This window comes from Leucobacter aridicollis (genome assembly GCF_013409595.1).
Classification (GTDB): Bacteria; Actinomycetota; Actinomycetes; order Actinomycetales; family Microbacteriaceae; genus Leucobacter; species Leucobacter aridicollis.
This window is the reverse complement of record NZ_JACCBD010000001.1, coordinates 1,332,605-1,349,669: the sequence shown is the minus strand read 5'-3', so window position 1 is coordinate 1,349,669 and position 17,065 is coordinate 1,332,605. Positions and strand designations below refer to the sequence as shown.

Sequence of the window (17,065 nt, the reverse complement as noted above, 5' to 3'; positions counted from 1 at the left end):
CAGCGCCGAAGACGCCAACGTTGAGGCCGACCACGTCACTCAGCGACGGGGCCAGCCGGGCAGTTGAGCAGGGCGTACTCTTCACCAGTCCGGCGCTCAGCGCGCACCGATCGCGCCCAAGCGGACGACGCGCTCATGCAGTGCTATTGCCGCGGGCGCGTGCCACAGAGCAGCAGTCCCCCAATGCCCTCAAGACTGCGTCGCCCCTACGCGAGCGACAGGAACAGCTTCTCGAGCTCTTCGGGCTTCGCCGAGTCCTCATTGTCGGGGTCGGCGAGGCACTCCTGGAGCGCGGTCGAGATGACCAGGAAGCCCGCACGGTCGAGCGCCTTGGTGACCGCCGAGAGCTGTTGGACGACGTCGCGGCAATGCGCCTCCCCCTCAACGGCCTCAATCACCGCGGCGAGCTGACCGTGCGCGCGGCGCAGCCGGTTCACGATCTTGCGTTTCGCCTCCGGGCTCGCGCTCCCGGCGCCGGCGCCGGCATCCTCGCGCTCGTGCGTCTCGGTGCTCTCTACCTCTGACATTGCAGGCCCTCTCTCAGGATCGAACTTGACCACCAGGATACCCCATAGGGTATAGTTATGCGCACAACCAAGATACCCCCGGGGGTATAAGCCACCGCGAACCGGGCTCAGCCCACGAAGGAGACCTCACATGTGCCGACCGACGAAATGCCGCACCTGCAGCAAGACAACCTGGGCAGGCTGCGGTCAGCACGTCGAGATGGTCAAGATGAGCGTTCCGCCGTCGGACTGGTGCAACGGCAAGCACACCCAAGCCCAGATCGACGCGGCGCAGGCCGCCCGTGGGCCGGGCTTCTTCGCGCGGCTCTTCGGTCGCTAACCGTTCCTCCCCATCCAGCAAGAAAGGTCTGAGCCATGGCCACGACAAACCTCACCGTCGACACCTTCGTTCCCACTGTCGAAGCGGGCGGCATCGTCTTCGTCGACTTCTGGGCCGCCTGGTGCGGTCCGTGCCGCTCGTTCGCGCCGGTGTTCGAGCAGGCGTCCGAGACGCACCCGGACATCACCTTCGGAAAGGTCGACACGGAGGCCGAGCAGGCGCTCTCCGCCGAGTTCCAGATCACGTCGATCCCGACGCTCATGGTGTTCCGCGACGGCATCCTCGTGTTCTCGCAGGCAGGCGCCCTCCCCGCTCAGCAGCTTGAGCACCTCATCCAGGGCGCGCGCGACCTCGACATGGACGACGTACGCAGGCAGCTCGCCGCGGCCGGGGCCACCGCCGGGTCAGGATCAGCGCCGGCGTCCGCCTAGCGGCCGCACGCGAGACCAGCGGCGCCGCGGCACCAGCAACTCCCACACACCAACACATCAACACCACGAAGGAATTCACTATGTGCGCACGAGTCACCTGCAGCAACTGCAACAAGCCGACCTGGGCCGGCTGCGGCGAACACATCGAGCAGGCGCTTGAGGGCGTGGCGGTCGCCGACCGCTGCAGCTGCAACTAGCACCGCTCCCGCTCCCCAAAACGGCCCCACGCAGAAGAAAGAGTGACCCATGCTGCTCGAACGCATCTATGACGAAGACCTCGCCCAGGCAAGCTACTTCATCGGCTGCCAGGCGAAGGGCGAGGCGGTCGTCGTCGACCCCCGCCGCGACCTCGACGTGTACCTCGAGCTTGCCGCACGGCACGGCATGACGATCACCGGCGTCACCGAGACGCACATCCACGCCGACTACCTCTCGGGCACCCGCGAACTCGCGGCCCGCACCGGCGCGACGATGTACGTTTCGGACGAGGGTGGCCCGGACTGGACCTACGGCGCGGGCTTCGACGACGCCGTGCGGATGCGGCACGGCCACGGGATCACGCTCGGCAACATCACGGTCGAGGCGGTGCACACGCCGGGTCACACGCCCGAGCACCTCTCGTTTCTGGTGACCGACGGCGCACAGTCGACCGAGCCGGGGTTCATGCTCACCGGAGACTTCGTGTTCGTCGGCGACCTCGGCAGGCCCGATCTGCTCGACGAGGCGGCGGGTGGCGTCGACACGAGGTTCGCGGGCGCCGAGGATCTCTTCGAGAGCCTCCGAGATCGCTTCCTGACACTCCCCGACTACGTGCAGGTGCTCCCCGCACACGGCGCCGGCTCGGCCTGCGGCAAGGCCCTCGGGTCGGTCCCGTCGACGACGGTCGGGTACGAGCGGAACTTCTCGTGGTGGAGCCGGTATCTTCGCACCAACGACAAGCAGGGGTTCGTCGATGAGCTGCTGAGCGGCCAGCCCGACGCGCACGCCTACTTCGGCCGGATGAAGTCGCAGAACAAGCTCGGCCCGGCCGTGCTCGGCGCGGCCCCCGAGCTCACCGAGTACTCGGCGGCCGACCTCACGGCGGCGCTCGCGAGCGACAGCGTCATCTTCGTCGACACCCGCGACAACCACGCGGTCCATGCCGGCACCGTCGAGCGCTCACTCAACGTGCCGGGAGTCGCGAAGGCCGCGAGCTACGGCGCCTGGGTGGTCAACCCCGAGGTCGACACCCGCCCGCTCGTGCTGCTCGCCGCGGACCTCGACGAGGCGACCGAGCTGCGAGATCACCTCGTCCGCGTCGGGATCGACACGGTGACCGGGTTCATCTCGTCGCTGTCGGGCCTCGACCTGGTGCGACCCGCGACGGTCTCCCCAGCCGAGCTCGCGGACCACGATCACGCGATCCTGCTCGACGTCCGCAACAAGACTGAGTACGCCGACGGCCACCTCCCGGGCGCGGCGCAGCTGTCGGGCGGCCGACTGCTCTGGAACCTCGCCGAGCTGCCCCCGAAGGGCGCGGGCACCATCGTCACGTACTGCCAGAGCGGGGTGCGCAACAGCGTTGCGGCGAGCGCCCTCAGGCGCGAGGGCTACGACGTTGCCGAGCTCGAGGGCAGCTACCTGGCGTGGAGCGCCATCCCCGGCAACGAGCCTGTGACAGGCGCCGCCGATCCGATCCTCATCGACACCCGCACCGCGGCCGAGTTCGCGGCCGGACATCTCCGGGGCGCCCGCCTCCTCGATTTCAACGGTGGCGAGATCGAGCAGGCGATCCCCGGCCTCGACCCGGCCGCCACGTACCTGCTCTATTGCCGCTCCGGCAACCGGTCCGGCCAGGCCGCGGCCCGCATGCGCGCCGCTGGGTTCGCGAACGCGACGAACCTGGGCTCGCTCGACGAGGCGGCCGAGGCGACGGGCCTCGACGTCGTCCGGTAGTCACGGCCCGGCGGCGACGCCTGAGACTGTGAGCCCGCTCACCCGACGCGCAGCACGGTGACCCGCACGGTCACCGGCGCAATCTCCAGTTTGTCGAGGTGGGCTGTGAGCGCGCGCTGCGCGGCCCGAGCCACCTCGGGCGCCGGGGTGTGGCCCGCGACGCCAATCCCGACGTCTATGTGGAGCCGCCCGCCGGTCTCTTCGGTCACTCGGAGGCGCGTTCCACGGCGGTCTCCGGTGGCGCCGCGTGCGGCGGCGGCTACCGCCCCGCCGCGCCCTGGGCGGTAGAGGTCGGTGATGCCCGGGACCGCGGCGAGCGCGTCCTCAAGCTGCTCGGCGAGAGCCGAGACGTCGGTGCGCGAGGTCATGACGCGGAGCCTCCTGTCGCTTCGGGGTGGGCAAGGCTGGCAGGGCCGGGCAGCTGCACGTCCCTGACCGAGATATCAATCGCGGCGACGGCAAGCGGCGTATGCGCTGCGAGCGCCTGGCCGATCTCGGCGCGGAGCCGCTCGGCGAGGGGCACGATCGGCGCCCCGTACAGCGCGCTCACGTCCACCTCCACGCGGATGGGGGCGCCAGGCTCGGTCACGTCGCCGTCGAGCTGACACCGGCCGATGAGCGCCCCCGGCACGCGGTCCTCGCAGGCGCGGATGATGCCGCGCACGGCACCCTCGGTGATGCCGAGGTCTGCGCGCTCGCCTGCCTCGATCGGGATCCGCCTGCCGGCCCGCGCATCGAGCCGAATGCCGGCGAGCACTCCGCGCACCCACGACTCGTCGACGGCGCCCTCCGCCTGTGCGTCTCGTTCGAGCAGCGCGGGGACGAGCTCGCTGAGGCGGTCGAGCGCGTCACGCTCCAGTCGCTGCTCGGCGGTCTCCTCGCCCGCGTCCGCGCGTTCCGTCGGTGTCTCTGCCGTCATCGCCACTGCTCCATTCGCACTATGAGGGCTTTTCGTGCGCGCGCGAGCAGTCCGCGCACGGTCGCGAGCGGCAGCCCGAGCTCACCCGCGATATCGTCGTAGCTCAGTTCGCCGACCTCCCTGAGCAGCCAGGTCTCGCGCTGCGCAGCCGGCAGCGTTTCGAGCGCGTCGCCGAGCGCTTCGACTAGCGAGCGAGCCTGCGCCTGCTGCGGCGGGGTCGCGGATGCTGGCCCCTCCGGATCAACGTCGGCGAGGTCGACGTGTGCCCGGTCACGCCGGAGCCTGTCGATCGCCTTGCGGCTGGTGATACGCATGAGCCAGCTCTTCACCCGTTCGAGATCGGTGAGCTCCGGCAGCCGTTCCCATGCGGTGATGAAGGACTCCTGCACGACGTCGTCGACGTCCGCGCTGCCGTTCAGCATCCTGCGGGCGTAGGCGCGCATGAGCGGCGTGAACCGGCGCACCAGCACGGCGAAGGCAGCGGTGTCGCCGTCCACGGCCCGGCCAGCGACGATCCGGTCGTCCGCCGCGTCGAGGGATCCGCTGGGGCCGCCGGCAGGCCACCCGGCGGCCTCGCGGATCACGTGGCCCTCATTTCGGCACGCAGCCTGCCTGTCAGCCCGGGTCCCTCGAGGTGCAGGAGCACCGGCATGCGCACCCCTGCGAGCACGTCCCAGTCCGCGACTGCGGCCTCGGCGGCCGAAATCACCTCGTCGAGGCGGGCGCCGCGGCGGACGGTGACGGCGAGCCGGATCGTGGTGACGCGCCGCACCCGGTGCAGGCTGACCCGCGCCGAGGTGACGTCGCGCCGATCCCGGAGCGGGCCGGCGAGCGCGAGCGTCGCGAGCCCCGGATCGATCTCGGTGCGGCCGGCGGGCCCGCCCGCGGTGAGCGCGACGGAGGGGCGCTGTGTCCGTCGCGTCGCGACGAACCAGACGACCGCGAGCAGCACGACGAGCGAGGCGATGAGCACGGAGGCTGCCACGCTCAGCCGCTCGTCGAGCCCGAGGGCGCGTGCGCCCCAGATCGTCAGCTGATGCGCGCGTTCGACGGCGCGCGCGCCCGCTTCGGTCAGCCAGGGCGGCAGCGCGTTCGGCCACTGCGCCCACAGCGCGAGGGCGGCGCCCGCTGCCGCGATCAGGCACCCGACGAGCAGCAGCACGACGCGGTTGAGGATGCGTGAGACGTCGTTCATGCCACCACCCCTCGAGCGGCGATCGTGACGCGCACACTGGCGGGGATGCCGGCGGCCTCCCACACGGCCGCCGCGGCCTCGCGGACGGTGGTCTCGGCGAGCGGCACCCCGCTCGTCGGGGTCACCCTGACGCGGACGCGGCCGCGCTGCGCGTCGACGGTAATCCGGTCTCGCGGCACGCCGCTGTCACGGGCGACGGCGTCCGCGGTCGCGTTGGCGAGCACCTGGTCGTCGATCAGGATCGCCGTCCTGGGTGCCACCCGCCGCTGCCGCGGCCGGCGGCCGGGCACGCACGCGAGGACCACGAAGACGAGCGCGACAAGCGCGACGCCGGCTCCGGCTGCGAGGGCGACGCGCGGCGTGGCGTCGCCACCCACCCAGCTGCCGACCGCTGCGGCGAGGCGGCGGTCGAGGCCCGGTTCGAGCAGCACCCAGATACTCACGACAAACGCGACGAGGGCGGTCACGCCGACGAGCACTGCCGCCACTGTCGCCCACCCGGTCCGGGCGGCGTGGGTTTCTCGCCGGAGCAGCCGGCGGTAGTGCGGCAGAAACGATGTGTTCGCAGTCACGCCACCCTCCGTTCGGTCGCCCGGCCTCCCGCCGAAAATCTCACGTCCACGCGTGACACGCTTCTGCCGCCGAGCGCCGACAGCTGCGCGATCATGGCCGCGCGCACGGCGTCACCGAGCGGGAGAAGTGGTTCGGGCGCGCGGCCGAGCGTGAGGTCGATCTGCACGCTCGCGCGCAGGTCTCCGGCGTCGTCGGCGAGCTTCACGCCGACCGCCCGGGGGCTCGCTGCGGCATCACGCCAGGCCTCGGCGCCGCGGGCGGCCCCGACGGCGAGCCGCTCGAGTGCGCGTGCGGTGATCACGGTGCGGCCGGGCACGGGCCGGTCGCGTGTCACGACGATCCCCTCCCGCGGAGCGCCCGCGCGAGGGCGCGCACGTCGATCCTGCCGTCAATGACCCGGCCGACGAGCGTGCCGACCGCCATCGCGGCGGCCACGAACACGCAGGCCCAGAACCCCAGGATGATCCAGGTGAGGGCGAGCACGGCGCCGGCGGCGGCCCCCACCGCTGCCGGGCTCACTGTACTCGCGCTTCTTCTGCGTCGCTGTCGCCATCGTCGTCGTCTGAGGCGATGTGGACGTCGTTCACGGTCACGTTGACCTCGGCGACCTCCATCCCGACGAGTTCGTGCATCGCCTTCGCGATGGACTCGCGCACCTCCTGCGCGACCCGCTGCAGCGACACCGGGTACTCGGCGACGATCGTGACGTCGACGGCGACCTGGGTTTCGCCAACCTCGACGTTGATGCCCTGCGCGAGATCGGTGGTGTTCAGGACGTTCCGGATCGCCCCGACCACGCGTGCCGCGCCGCCGCCGAGCGCGTACACGCCCTGGATCTCGCGTGCGGCGATTCCGGCGATCTTCGCGACGACGCCATCGTCGATGGTCGTCTTGCCCTCGACCGCCTGGGCGCTCGGTGACTTGCTGGGTGCCTGCGTGGGTGTTGCGTTAGCCATGGTGATTTCTTCTCCTCCCGGCCCGCCGAGATGGCGCGCCATGAATTGATAACCTCACCTATACGACGCTAGTCGCGCACCAAATGTCACAAAAATCCTTCACCACTTCGTGATCAGATCTTTGCATTCGTTGAATTTGCGGTGCGCGCCGGGCCGGTCGCGGCTACTCCTCAGCCCACTGCGCCATGCGCCACAGCCGGGCGAACGCGCCGTCCGGCCGCTCGAGGAGTTCGCCGGGTTCCCCCTGCTCGATGACGCACCCCTGCTCCAGCACGACCACGCGGTCGGCGCCGCGCACCTGGTCGAGGTGGTGGGCGATGACGACGGCGGTGCGACCGGCGCTCACGCGCCGCATCGCCGTGGCGAGCGCGGCGTCCGAGCCCGCCTGGGAGCCCGCCTCGTCGAGCACGACGACCGGCGGATCCGCGAGCAGCACCCTGGCGAGGGCGAGCTGCTGCGCCTCCCGGTGGCTCACCGCCGGCGGGAGCGTGCCGTCGAGGCCTCCGGGCACCGCCGCGAGATCGAACCCGACCTCGGCGAGGGCGGCGGCGAGTTCGCGGTCGCTCGCGCCGGGAGCCGCGATCCTGACGTTGTCGCCGACGGTGCCCGCGAACAGGTGCGTCTCCTGCGCAACGAGCAGCGCGGCTGGGCGCCCGCCCGACCGCGCCACGTGCGCGGGAACGCCCCCGATGCGCACGCCGCCCGCGGCCGGTTCGTCGAAGCCTGCGATGAGCCGGGCGAGCGTGCTCTTGCCCGAGCCGGAGGTGCCGATGAGCGCGACGGTGGCGCCGGCTGGGATGGACAGGTCGACCCCCTGGAGCGCGGCGCGGCGGGTCTGCGCTCCGTAGCGGAAGCTCACGCCGAGCACCTCGACCGCACCGTCGGCGATCTCCGAGCTGCCTGCACCCGCAAAGGTGTCCGCTCGCGCTTCCGCGCCGGCGATCACCACCCCGGTGAGGCGCTGCAGCCCGGCGAGGGCGCGCTGCAGGTCGTCCATGCTCCCGAGCAGGTCGCCGATCGGGTTGAAGAGCCTGTGGAAGTAGAGCGCCCCCGCGGTGACGGCGCCAACGGAGAGCCCGGCCGCGGTCGCCCGCACGAACCCGACGGCAAGCACCGCCGCGAGGCCGACGAACTCTGCGCCGTTGAGGCCGCCGATGAAGATGTTTCGCGCCTTGCCGGTCTCGCGGTGGGTGCGCACGGCGGTGTCGCTCGCGCGCGCGATTGCCGTGAGGTGTTCCTCGGCGGTCCCGTACGCGCGCACGGTCTCCGCGCCGGCGACGGCCTCCACGAACGCGCGCCCGCGCTCCGCCTCCTCGCGGCGGAGCCTCGCGTACAGCGGCCGAGATCGCCGCATGAACGCACGCGTACTGGCGATCTGGATCGGCACCGCGACGAGCGCGGCGAGCGCGAGCCAGGGGTCGAGCGCTGCCATGCCGACGAGCGTGAGCACGATCGTGAAGACGGCACGCGCGCAGAGCGGGATCACCCCGGCGATCGCCTCCGTCACGGCCTCGACGTCGTTCGTCACGCGCGAGATGACGTCGGCGTCTCCGGCGGCCTCCACGCGGCGTAACGGCAGGTTCAGGGCCGCGTCGAACACGTCCTCGCGGAGCGCCGCGAGCGCGTGCTGGAGGCAGCGCACGAGCAGCACGCCGCCGATCCCCTCGAGCGCGGCGGCGGTGACGCCGGCGCCCGCGATCGCGACGCCAAGCCACAGCACGCGCGTGAACGGTTCCCCCGCGATGACCGCGTCGACGACCGCGCCCAGGAGCGGCGGCACGAGCAGCATCGCCGCCGTCCCGAGGAGCAGCAGCGTGACTGTCGCGAGCAGCAGCCAGCGCTGGCGCCAGAGGAGTCGCAGGCCGAGCTTCGCGGCCGCGGCCGCGGACGACGTCGGCAGCAGGCCGGAGACGCCGGCCCCCACGGCCGATCCCCCGCCCGCCGGCTCGTCCGCGCGACCGAGGTTCTTCGCGCCCATCAGCGCGCCCCGAGCGCGCAGCAGGCGGCGCCCGCGCTGCCAGTGCCCGCTGCGGTGCAACACGTGCGCTCGGGCTCGCGGCAGCGGCCGTCCACGACGCGCGAGCACGCGGCGAGCAGCGTCCGGCTCGCCGTCACGACGACGACCGGCCTGCCGAGGCGTGCGAGCGACTCGGCCACGCGCTGCTCCGTGAGGGGATCGAGCGCACTCGTCGGCTCGTCGAGCACGACGACGTCCCCCGGCGTGTGCAGCGCCCGCGCGAGCAGCACCCGCTGCCGCTGGCCGCCCGAGAGCCGCCTGCCGCCGGCGCCGATCTCCTCGTCAGCATCGCCCAAGTGGTCGACGACGTCCGCGAGGGCCGCGGCGTTGATCGGGCGCTGCAGGAGACAGCCGTCCCGTGCGACGTTCGCGCGCAGCGACCCGGTGAACAGGGCAGCGTCGTGCGGTGGCGCGACGATCCGCCGCGCCACGCACTCGGGTCCGAGGTCGCAGGCGCACAGGCCGCCGAGCCTGAGCTCGCCCGGCGCGGGGTCGCGCCGGAAGCCGAGCGTCGCGGCGGCGGTGCGCGCCTCGGCGGCGGTGCGCACCCGGACGCCGACGAGGCCGTCGTCGACGTTCACGCGCAGGGTCTCGCCGCTGGGCGCGTCCCATTCGAGCAGCGCGCCGGCGGCGGCCGCGGTGTCGAGCGCCTCGACGGCGCCAACGGTCCCGGCCCCCAGGGCGTAGTCCTCCTCGAGCAGCGCACGCAGGCGGCGGGCGGAGGCGCGCTTGTGGGCCCAATTTGCGCCGAAGGTGCCGACGTGGGCGAGCGATCCCTGGAGAAACTGCGCGAGACCGACGACGGTCACGAGCTGCCCCGGGGTGATCTCGCCGCGGACGGCGAGCCAGCCGGCGGCGAGCGCGAGCCCCGCAAGGTACAGCACCGACACTGTCGTGCTGACGGCCTGGTAGGTGACGAGGAGGCGCGCGGCAGCGATGCCGGCGTCGCGCGAGGCGACGCTCGCGCCCCGGTACTTGCGCACCATCTCCGCCTGCGCGCCGAGGCCGTGCAGCACGCGGAGCCCGGCGAGCGCGTCGGTTGCGACCTCACTCGCCGACGCGACGGCCTGCTGCTCGGTCGCGCCGGCCCGTTCGAGCGGTCGGGCGAGCCACTGCATCACGAACAGCACGGCGACCGCGCCGACGGCCACGCCGATCCCGAGCGGGACCGAGATCACGAGCAGCGCGATCGTCGCGGCGGCGACAGCCATGAGCGTCGCCGCCTGCTGCGCGATGCTCCAGGCGATGCCCGCGACGCGCCCCGTGTCGCTCGTGGCGATCGACAGCAGCTCGCCGGGATGGCGCGCCGTGCGCAGGCCGCGCGGGTGGAGCGCCCGCCTGGCGGCGAGCAGCCTAAGGTCGTGCTCCCCGTAGCCAAAGACGCTCACCATCGCGAGGACCGAGCGCTGGTAGCTCAGCGACAGCACGAGGAACACGGCGCCGAGCACGCCGAGCCAGAGCAGCAGCGCCGAGAGGTTGCCCGGCGCAATCGCCCGGTCGATGACGACGCCGATGAGGATCGGGACGGCCGCCTCGCCCGCCTGGTGCAGCATGAGGCCGAGCGTCGCGAGGGCGAGCTTTCTGTCGCGTTTGTCGCCGGCGAGCGCGACGCGCAGCAGGTTGGGAACCGGGTGCGGTGACGCCTCCCGCGCCACGGCGCGCCGCCGGGCCATCAGTCGACGTCGGCAGACATGTTGCCGGTGCGGTCCTGGGTCCAGTACCCGATCGCGTGGTGCCGGTTGCGCGCGAGGCCGAGCCGGGCGCGGAGGTCGCTGCGGATGGCGCGGCTCGTCGCCGCCTCGCACGCGACCCACGCGTACCAGGGGTGTTTGGGCGCGCTGAGCCCGGCGACCTCGGTCGCGAGCGCGCTCGGGCCGTGCCCGTTGCCGGAGCCGATGAGCCAGCGGATCTCGACGTCGCCGGCGGTCTCGTACTCCTGGATGTCAGCCTCGGTGGGCACCTCGACGATCGCGAGCGCGCGGGCCCCGGCGGGGAGCTGCTCGAGGATCCGGCCGAGCCCCGGCACGCCGGTCGCGTCGGCGACGAGCAGCTGGAACTCCGCGTCGTCGGGTGCAGCGTAGTACGAGGAGGGTTCCTCGCGCTCGCCCGCCCCGAAGATGCCGATGATGTGCCCGGGCTCCGCCCGCTCGGCCCAAGCCGAGGCGAGCCCGCCGTCGTGCACGACGAAGTCGATGTCCAGAAGCCTGCCGCCCTCGTGCACCTGGCGAACGGTGTAGTGCCGCCACGGTGGCTCCTCCCCTTCCCAGCCGCGCCCGTACTCTGGCAGGTTGAACACGTCGATGTTCGCGACGGTCTCGCCGGGAGCCGGGAGCGCGATGTCGACGCGCTCGTCGCCGCGGCCGTGCGTCGGCCACAGCCAGTCGCCGACAGCTTCGAACGTGATGCGCAGCATGTTCGGGGTCAGCCGCTGCGTGGTAACGACGCGGGCGGGTGCGCAGGGAATGGCCATGATCAGTCCTTCCGCGCTGAGGTTGGCGCCCAACGGGGCGGGGTGGAACCGGCGAATAAAACCTGCACGAACGATCCTTTGACAATGGTGAGATCTTGGTAAGGGTTGCCTTACCTGATCCACCATAGCGAAGACAAATATCGCTATTAGGTCAATCTATGTCGCTTTTTGACACGCGCACGCCGCGCGGCGAAACGCGCCCTCTGAGTCGGCGCCGCGCGGCGGCCGCCAGCTACGCGCTGGCACCCGCGAAGTACGCCGCCGGGGTCGTCCCGACAATCTCGCGGAAGTGCCCGATGAAGGTGCTCGGGTTCGCGTAGCCGAGCGACGCGGCCGTCGCGGCGACAGTCTGCCCGGACGCGAGCAGCACGAGCGAGGCGCGCACGCGCGCGCGGATCCGCCACTGCGTGAGCGAGAGCCCGGTCTCGGCGACGAACGCGCGCGTCAGCTCGCGCGGCGGCAGCCCGACGCGCTCGGCCCAGTCGACCGTAGTGTCGAACGCGCCCGGATCCGCGAGGATGCGCTCCGCGACGGCGAGCAGGCTCGGGGTCACGGGCATCCGCAGGTCGACCTGCGCGCCGGGGCTCGGCGTGAGCAGCTCGATCACGAGGCGCTGGAGCCGGAGCCGCGTGTCGGTCGGCATCTCGGACTCGGCGTTGAGCAAGAGCAGCTCGCGCACCGCCGGAATGAGTTCGACCACCATCGCCTCCCGCGGCAGCTGCGCCGCAAGCCCGGCCTCGAGGAAGGTCGCATAGAACAGCGAGTCGGCCGAGGTCTCGATCGTGTGGGGCACCCCGCTCGGCACCCACACCGCGCGCTGCGCCGGCACCGTCCATACGGAGTCGCCGGCGCGGACCGTAGCAACCCCCGCAGTCGACCAGATGAGTTCGTCGTGCTCGTGCACCTCGGTCTCCCACGCGCGAATGCTGCGGCTCTCGTGACGCACGCTGGTGAGCAAAAACCCGCGAATGCGCTGCGGCGCCGTCGACAGGTGCGAGCGTGCCGCCATCACGCGCCCCGCGGCGCGGCCGCCCGGCGGCGCAGCTCTTGCTGGGTGACGCCGTACGTGTCGAGCAGCACGCGATACATCGTCGACGCCGACCCGAAACCCGAGCGCGCCGCAACCTCGGCGCCCGAGCGCCCGTCATGCTCCGGATTCTGCAGCATCGACCGCGCGATCCGGGCGCGCTCACGCCGCAGCTCCGCGCCGACGCTCGTCTCGTGCCTGGCGAAGGCGAGCTGGAGTCGCCGAACCGAGCACCCGACGGCCGCGGCGAGCTCCCGCGGCCCGAACCCGGCCGCGCTGCACTCGCGTGCGATCACGCCCATCGCGTCGCTCCACACGTCTGCCGCGCCCTTCCCGGGCTCCGCAGACAGCAGGGGGAACCGGCCGCGCAGCAGCGCGCCGGCCATCTCGATCGCGACCCTGGACACCGTTGCGGCATCCCCAGGCCCCACGCTTGCCGGCGCGTGCGCGAGCTCGGCGAGGTACCCCCGCATCGCTCGCTCCGGCAGCGTGAGTTCCGGGTACACGGTCGTCCCCTCGGGAAGTCGCGGCAGGAACGGAAGCAGGGCGTCGCACTGGATCCGAGCGACGAGAAAGCGCCAGTCCGTGAGGAACTGCACGCGCATCGGCAGACCGCTCGGGGCGACGAGCAGCGGATCGCTCGATTCAATCCACGCGTCGTCCTCGCGGTAGATGAAGGTGCCGCGCGTGACGAACACGAAGTCTATGGTCGGCATGCCAGGCAGCAGCGGGCGGCGCTCGATCTCGGTCGGCCCGCCCGAGGCCTCGATCACGAACAGCGGCCCGAACGCGTGCACGACGGCGCCCATCGGCATCGCGTCGCGACTGCGCGTGCCCTCCCGGTGCAGATCCTGGCTCGTAAACGCCGCGACGTCACGGTCGGAGATCTGGCGCGGGGTGAACTCGTTGGGCATGGCTTAACGTTAGCGAAACCGAGCAGATCGCAGTTCATCGCATGATACTTAGGTTACCCTAAGCTCATGCCAGCCCTACGCACGCCGACGCTCGCCGCACCCGAGGTGCATGGGGTGCGCGATCCTGACGAGCTCATCCCCGGCCCCTTCCTCCTCGCCACGATCGTGCGCGACCAGCCGCGGGCGGCACGCTGGCGCGACCACAGCCACGCCGTCGCGGAGCTGATCTGGGTCGCGTCAGGGGTGGTCAACGTCAGCGTTGGCGACACGATCCACGTCATCAGGCCGGGCTGGGGGCTCCTCGTCCCCGCGCACGCCACGCACGGTTCGCAGGTGATGCGCGCCGCGCGGATCGGGACGACCTACCTGCGCGACAGCGCGGCGACCCAGCCGACGACGATGCGGCTCAGCCGGGCGCTCATGGAGATGCTGCAACACCTCAACGACACCCCGATGGGCACCGACGAGCGGCTGCGCGCCCAGCAGGTGTGCCTCGACATGATCCGCGGCTCCCACGCCCACGACGCCGGCCTGCCCGTGCCGAGCGACCCGCGCATCAGTCGTATCGCCCGCGCGATCCTCGCGGACCCCGCCGACGACCGGTCGCTCGAGCAGTGGTCGGTGATCACCGGAACGAGCGTCAGCACGATCGCCCGAACGTTCTCGGAGAGCGCCGACATGAGCTTCGTGCGCTGGCGGCGGCGGGTGCGCGTCAACGCCGCCGTCTCCCTGCTCGCCGCCGGCGCATCGGTCACCGCAGCGGGCCGCCGGGTCGGCTACCACTCGCCGAGCGCGTTCGTCACCGCGTTTCGCCAGGAGGTCGGGCAGACGCCGGGCGCCTACCTCAAGGCGCGCACCGCGGGCTGCGCGGATTCAGGCACGTTCTGCCCGATCCGCGACATCGCCACTTCCTAGGCTCGGAGTGTCCACGCGCTGGACACCACACGACGAGGAGACCCATGACCCGCCCCCATCCCGACCACCGCACGCACGCCGGCACCCACGCGAGGCGCATCGCGGCCGTGCTCGCAGTACTCACCATCGCGCTGACAGGATGCGCGACGAACGCCCCGGCCCCGCCGCCGTCTGCCGCTGCGCCACCGATCGTGAGCGAGCCGGAAGCGGGCGCGTTTCCCGTGTCGATCGACCACGCGTTCGGAACGTTCACGCTCGACGAGGCCCCCGAACGTGTCGTCACGATCGGCTGGGCCACTGAGGACATCTCGGCCGCGCTCGGCGTGATCCCGATCGCCGTGCCGTCGAGCTGGGCGGGCGACGAGGACGGGTTCGTGCCGTGGTTCCGGGAGGCCGTCGAAGGGTCGGGCGCGCCACTGCCGACGACGCTCACGGACCTCAGCGGTGGAGAGATAGACTTCGAGCAGATTCTCGCGCTGCGGCCCGACGCGATCATCGCGCCGTTCTCGGGAATCACCGACACGCAGTACGAACGCCTGCAGGGCATCGCGCCAACGCTCGCATACCCGGAGAAGCCGTGGCTCCTCGACTGGCAAGACCACACCGAGCTCGTCGGCAGGGCGCTCGGCCGTCCGGCTCAGGCCGCGAAGCTCGTCGCCGACACCCAAGCAGCGATCGCCGCGCACGGGGCCGAGCATCCGGAGTTCAGGGACGCGACCTTCGTGTATTCGACTGGCGTCGGCGAGGGCACGACCGACGTCGGGTTCTACGCGCCGACGACGTCGCTCATCGGCATCATCCAGGACCTCGGCCTGACGCTGTCGCCCGAGATCGTCGCCGAGGCGGAGCGCTTCCCCGACGAGATCTACTTTGGCATCAGCCTCGAGGACATCGACACGGTGCACGCCGACGTCTACCTCGGGCTGGTGAATGACCAGGCGGAGGTTGACGCGTCGCTCGCGCACGCGCTGTTCCGCAACTGGCAGCCCATCGCGAACGATCGCGCCGTCTGGCTCACCGACCGCGAGGTCTCGCAGGCGGTCGCCGCCCCCTCCGTGCTCTCGGTCCCGTGGGTGCTCGACGAGTTCGTTCCCGAGCTCGCCGACGCGCTGAAGCGGTAGCGGCGTGCCTTCTTCCCCCGCCCGCGTGCGGCGCGCCGAGGTGCGCGCGAACACGATCCTCAGCCCCGGCATGCGCCGGGTGACGCTCGGCGGCGACGATCTCCTGGCGTACCCGACGACGGGGTCGCCCGACGAGTACGTCAGGCTGTTCTTTCCGGACGCCGCCGGCGCCGAACCCCGGCTGCCGCGCGTCGTCGGGCGGGGGTGGGAGTTCGACGCGGGCATCGCGCCCTCCCCCATGCGCACGTACACCGTTCGCGCGCACCGGCCTGGCGAGATCGACATCGACTTCGTCCGCCACGCCGGCGGGCTCGCGGCCGAGTGGGCCGAGGGCGCACGCCTCGGCGCGCCGCTCGGGGTGAGCGAACCGTTCGCGCAGTACACACCCGCCGCGTCGGCGACGCGCATCACGCTCGTCGCCGACGCGACCGCGCTGCCCGCCGTCGAGCGGATCATCGAAGCGGCGCCGCCGGGAACGAGGATCCGGCTCTTCTGCGAGGTCGCCGACCCGCGCGACGCCCGCCTGCCCGCCGCGGCGGCACACACTGACGCGGTCTCAGCGACGTGGGTCCACCGCAGCGGCAACGGGCGCTTCGCCAGCCGGGTCGCGGACATCGTGCTGCGCGCCGAGCTCGCGACGGACGGCAGCGAGAGTGTGTGGGTCGCCGGCGAGGCTGCGATGACCAGGCGGGTGCGCCGGCACCTGCGCCACACCCTCCGGTTTCCGGCCGATAAGACGCACGTCGTCGGCTACTGGACCGACAACGAGGCAGCGTGGCGCGCGCGCTTCGACGCCCTGGGGGCCGAGCATCGCGCCCGCCTCGACACGCTCTACGGCGCCTACGCCGACGCGACCGAGGCTGGCCGCGAGGCCGTGCTTGACGAGATCTACGCGCTGTACGACAGCGTCGGGCTGTGACGGCGCAGCGCGGCGCGCGGGCGGCGGCGGTTGACGCTAGGCGGGCGGTCGAGGCTACCGGCCGGTGGACGCTAGGCGGCGCCGGTCCCGTCGAGCTCGGGCTCGAGGTAGTGGATGATCACGAGCTCGAGTTCGCGCTCGAGCCCGAACGCACGCTCCCGCTCCCCCGCGGCGAGGTCAAGCAGGCTCGCGACAGTGTGCACGACGGTCAGGGCGATCGCCCCGGCCCGCTCGGCGGGCAGCGCCGGATTCACGCGCAGCAGGAACGGCGCGATCGCTTCCGCGGTCGCGGCGTTGACGTCGTGGTCGAGGTGCCAGAGCTCCGGCGATGACTGGAGGGCGCGCCGGATTGCGGTCGCGCCTGACCGATCGCGCCGCAGCTGCGCCATCGCCCGAATGGCACGGACGACGGGCTCGCGCCAATCGGGCGCGTCCCCGAGCTCGGCGAGCGCCGCGAGCGCGACGCCCGAGCGCTCTTCCTCGATCGACTGCGCGAGCTCACGGACGATTGCAAACTTGTTCGGGTAGTAGCGGTAGAGCGTCGCGATGTTCACGCCGGCGCGGGTCGCGATGGTCGCTGTGGTGAGGCTGTCGAACCCGCCCTCCTCGAGGAGCTCGCTCGCCGCGGCGAGGATCGACGCGACGGCGGCGCGCCCCCGCGCCTGCTTGGGCGTCTGTCGCTCGGTTGCCGTCACCAGTTCTCCCCTCGCTCCTGTGGGCAGCGTATTTCCTCCATCTTGCCGTATCGGGTCGGCCGCCGCTCAGCGCGGCGTCGCCGTCCGCCGCTGCGGTGCGGTGGGCCGCCCGGAACCGCTGCCGCTGGGGCT

21 protein-coding genes are annotated in these 17,065 nt (G+C 72.1%); 6 read left to right on the top strand and 15 right to left on the bottom strand.

Annotation, left to right across the window (positions count from 1 at the left end; translation table 11 throughout):
- Positions 1–206: 206 nt before the first annotated feature.
- On the bottom strand, positions 207–527 hold the full coding sequence (locus BJ960_RS06225; RefSeq protein WP_185986653.1) for a metal-sensitive transcriptional regulator: 321 nt from the start codon (positions 525–527) through the stop codon (positions 207–209).
- Between the two features lie 130 nt (positions 528–657).
- On the opposite strand from BJ960_RS06225, the gene BJ960_RS06220 reads away from it, so the two are divergent.
- From BJ960_RS06220 to BJ960_RS06210, 3 genes are all read left to right on the top strand, one after another.
- A complete protein-coding gene (locus tag BJ960_RS06220; RefSeq protein ID WP_185986652.1) occupies positions 658–846 on the top strand; it encodes a hypothetical protein in 189 nt (62 codons plus the stop codon).
- Positions 847–881: 35 nt separating this feature from the next.
- Positions 882–1,277 carry a thioredoxin gene (gene trxA / locus BJ960_RS06215; RefSeq protein WP_185986651.1) on the top strand — a complete coding sequence of 132 codons (396 nt, stop codon included), beginning with the start codon at positions 882–884 and terminating at the stop codon, positions 1,275–1,277.
- 246 nt (positions 1,278–1,523) lie between these two features.
- Positions 1,524–3,212, top strand: a complete 1,689-nt coding sequence (locus BJ960_RS06210) for an MBL fold metallo-hydrolase (protein WP_185986650.1) — start codon at positions 1,524–1,526, stop codon at positions 3,210–3,212.
- 38 nt (positions 3,213–3,250) lie between these two features.
- Here the strand turns inward: BJ960_RS06210 and BJ960_RS06205 are convergent, their stop codons facing one another.
- The 13 genes from BJ960_RS06205 to BJ960_RS06145 all read right to left on the bottom strand — a co-directional run bounded on the left by BJ960_RS06205 (position 3,251) and on the right by BJ960_RS06145 (position 13,283).
- Positions 3,251–3,580, bottom strand: a complete 330-nt coding sequence (locus BJ960_RS06205) for a hypothetical protein (protein WP_185986649.1) — start codon at positions 3,578–3,580, stop codon at positions 3,251–3,253.
- Positions 3,577–4,131, bottom strand: a complete 555-nt coding sequence (locus BJ960_RS06200; RefSeq protein ID WP_185986648.1) for an Asp23/Gls24 family envelope stress response protein — start codon at positions 4,129–4,131, stop codon at positions 3,577–3,579. Before BJ960_RS06200 ends, BJ960_RS06205 begins: the two co-directional genes overlap by 4 nt.
- A complete protein-coding gene (locus tag BJ960_RS06195; protein WP_372430599.1) occupies positions 4,128–4,715 on the bottom strand; it encodes an RNA polymerase sigma factor in 588 nt (195 codons plus the stop codon). The genes BJ960_RS06200 and BJ960_RS06195 overlap by 4 nt, the downstream gene beginning before the upstream one ends.
- On the bottom strand, positions 4,712–5,326 hold the full coding sequence (locus BJ960_RS06190) for a hypothetical protein (RefSeq protein ID WP_185986647.1): 615 nt from the start codon (positions 5,324–5,326) through the stop codon (positions 4,712–4,714). The genes BJ960_RS06195 and BJ960_RS06190 overlap by 4 nt, the downstream gene beginning before the upstream one ends.
- Positions 5,323–5,898, bottom strand: a complete 576-nt coding sequence (locus tag BJ960_RS06185; RefSeq protein WP_185986646.1) for a hypothetical protein — start codon at positions 5,896–5,898, stop codon at positions 5,323–5,325. The genes BJ960_RS06190 and BJ960_RS06185 overlap by 4 nt, the downstream gene beginning before the upstream one ends.
- A complete protein-coding gene (locus BJ960_RS06180) occupies positions 5,895–6,233 on the bottom strand; it encodes a hypothetical protein (protein WP_185986645.1) in 339 nt (112 codons plus the stop codon). Before BJ960_RS06180 ends, BJ960_RS06185 begins: the two co-directional genes overlap by 4 nt.
- Positions 6,230–6,418 carry a DUF2273 domain-containing protein gene (locus tag BJ960_RS06175; RefSeq protein ID WP_121077134.1) on the bottom strand — a complete coding sequence of 63 codons (189 nt, stop codon included), beginning with the start codon at positions 6,416–6,418 and terminating at the stop codon, positions 6,230–6,232. Before BJ960_RS06175 ends, BJ960_RS06180 begins: the two co-directional genes overlap by 4 nt.
- A complete protein-coding gene (locus BJ960_RS06170; protein ID WP_121077136.1) occupies positions 6,415–6,855 on the bottom strand; it encodes an Asp23/Gls24 family envelope stress response protein in 441 nt (146 codons plus the stop codon). Before BJ960_RS06170 ends, BJ960_RS06175 begins: the two co-directional genes overlap by 4 nt.
- A gap of 163 nt (positions 6,856–7,018) precedes the next feature.
- Positions 7,019–8,833 carry an ABC transporter ATP-binding protein gene (locus tag BJ960_RS06165; RefSeq protein WP_185986644.1) on the bottom strand — a complete coding sequence of 605 codons (1,815 nt, stop codon included), beginning with the start codon at positions 8,831–8,833 and terminating at the stop codon, positions 7,019–7,021.
- Positions 8,833–10,545 (bottom strand): ABC transporter transmembrane domain-containing protein, encoded by a 1,713-nt coding sequence (locus tag BJ960_RS06160; protein WP_185986643.1) that lies wholly within the window; start codon positions 10,543–10,545, stop codon positions 8,833–8,835. Before BJ960_RS06160 ends, BJ960_RS06165 begins: the two co-directional genes overlap by 1 nt.
- Positions 10,545–11,342: a siderophore-interacting protein gene (locus BJ960_RS06155; RefSeq protein ID WP_185986642.1), complete on the bottom strand. Its 798-nt coding sequence runs from the start codon at positions 11,340–11,342 to the stop codon at positions 10,545–10,547. Before BJ960_RS06155 ends, BJ960_RS06160 begins: the two co-directional genes overlap by 1 nt.
- A 232-nt stretch (positions 11,343–11,574) precedes the next feature.
- Positions 11,575–12,351 (bottom strand): helix-turn-helix domain-containing protein, encoded by a 777-nt coding sequence (locus tag BJ960_RS06150; RefSeq protein WP_185986641.1) that lies wholly within the window; start codon positions 12,349–12,351, stop codon positions 11,575–11,577.
- Positions 12,351–13,283, bottom strand: coding sequence for a helix-turn-helix transcriptional regulator (locus BJ960_RS06145; protein ID WP_185986640.1), 933 nt, complete (start codon positions 13,281–13,283; stop codon positions 12,351–12,353). Before BJ960_RS06145 ends, BJ960_RS06150 begins: the two co-directional genes overlap by 1 nt.
- Positions 13,284–13,349: 66 nt before the next feature.
- Here BJ960_RS06145 and BJ960_RS06140 point away from each other — a divergent pair, with 66 nt between their 5' ends.
- Genes BJ960_RS06140 through BJ960_RS06130 form a run of 3 tightly spaced genes read left to right on the top strand, consistent with a single transcriptional unit; the run spans position 13,350 to position 16,238 of the window.
- Positions 13,350–14,198 carry a helix-turn-helix domain-containing protein gene (locus BJ960_RS06140; protein WP_185986639.1) on the top strand — a complete coding sequence of 283 codons (849 nt, stop codon included), beginning with the start codon at positions 13,350–13,352 and terminating at the stop codon, positions 14,196–14,198.
- 44 nt (positions 14,199–14,242) lie between these two features.
- The gene (locus tag BJ960_RS06135) at positions 14,243–15,319 is read left to right on the top strand and encodes an ABC transporter substrate-binding protein (protein ID WP_185986638.1); all 1,077 of its coding nucleotides are present in this window, start codon (positions 14,243–14,245) and stop codon (positions 15,317–15,319) included.
- Positions 15,320–15,323: 4 nt separating this feature from the next.
- Complete coding sequence (locus tag BJ960_RS06130) at positions 15,324–16,238, top strand: siderophore-interacting protein (RefSeq protein ID WP_185986637.1); 915 nt, start codon at positions 15,324–15,326, stop codon at positions 16,236–16,238.
- 71 nt (positions 16,239–16,309) lie between these two features.
- Here BJ960_RS06130 and BJ960_RS06125 read toward each other — a convergent pair whose 3' ends face one another.
- Positions 16,310–16,933, bottom strand: coding sequence for a TetR/AcrR family transcriptional regulator (locus BJ960_RS06125; RefSeq protein ID WP_185986636.1), 624 nt, complete (start codon positions 16,931–16,933; stop codon positions 16,310–16,312).
- Positions 16,934–17,065 lie beyond the last annotated feature (132 nt).

Coding starts and splice junctions, on each gene's coding strand:
- BJ960_RS06220 (WP_185986652.1), top strand. CDS start 658: ATGTGCCGACCGACGAAATGCCGCACCTGCAGCAAGACAACCTGGGCA.
- trxA (WP_185986651.1), top strand. CDS start 882: ATGGCCACGACAAACCTCACCGTCGACACCTTCGTTCCCACTGTCGAA.
- BJ960_RS06140 (WP_185986639.1), top strand. CDS start 13,350: ATGCCAGCCCTACGCACGCCGACGCTCGCCGCACCCGAGGTGCATGGG.
- BJ960_RS06135 (WP_185986638.1), top strand. CDS start 14,243: ATGACCCGCCCCCATCCCGACCACCGCACGCACGCCGGCACCCACGCG.
- BJ960_RS06205 (WP_185986649.1), bottom strand. CDS start 3,580: ATGACCTCGCGCACCGACGTCTCGGCTCTCGCCGAGCAGCTTGAGGAC.
- BJ960_RS06160 (WP_185986643.1), bottom strand. CDS start 10,545: ATGGCCCGGCGGCGCGCCGTGGCGCGGGAGGCGTCACCGCACCCGGTT.
- BJ960_RS06190 (WP_185986647.1), bottom strand. CDS start 5,326: ATGAACGACGTCTCACGCATCCTCAACCGCGTCGTGCTGCTGCTCGTC.
- BJ960_RS06155 (WP_185986642.1), bottom strand. CDS start 11,342: ATGGCCATTCCCTGCGCACCCGCCCGCGTCGTTACCACGCAGCGGCTG.
- BJ960_RS06225 (WP_185986653.1), bottom strand. CDS start 527: ATGTCAGAGGTAGAGAGCACCGAGACGCACGAGCGCGAGGATGCCGGC.
- BJ960_RS06150 (WP_185986641.1), bottom strand. CDS start 12,351: ATGGCGGCACGCTCGCACCTGTCGACGGCGCCGCAGCGCATTCGCGGG.
- BJ960_RS06210 (WP_185986650.1), top strand. CDS start 1,524: ATGCTGCTCGAACGCATCTATGACGAAGACCTCGCCCAGGCAAGCTAC.
- BJ960_RS06170 (WP_121077136.1), bottom strand. CDS start 6,855: ATGGCTAACGCAACACCCACGCAGGCACCCAGCAAGTCACCGAGCGCC.
- BJ960_RS06200 (WP_185986648.1), bottom strand. CDS start 4,131: ATGACGGCAGAGACACCGACGGAACGCGCGGACGCGGGCGAGGAGACC.
- BJ960_RS06145 (WP_185986640.1), bottom strand. CDS start 13,283: ATGCCCAACGAGTTCACCCCGCGCCAGATCTCCGACCGTGACGTCGCG.
- BJ960_RS06165 (WP_185986644.1), bottom strand. CDS start 8,833: ATGGGCGCGAAGAACCTCGGTCGCGCGGACGAGCCGGCGGGCGGGGGA.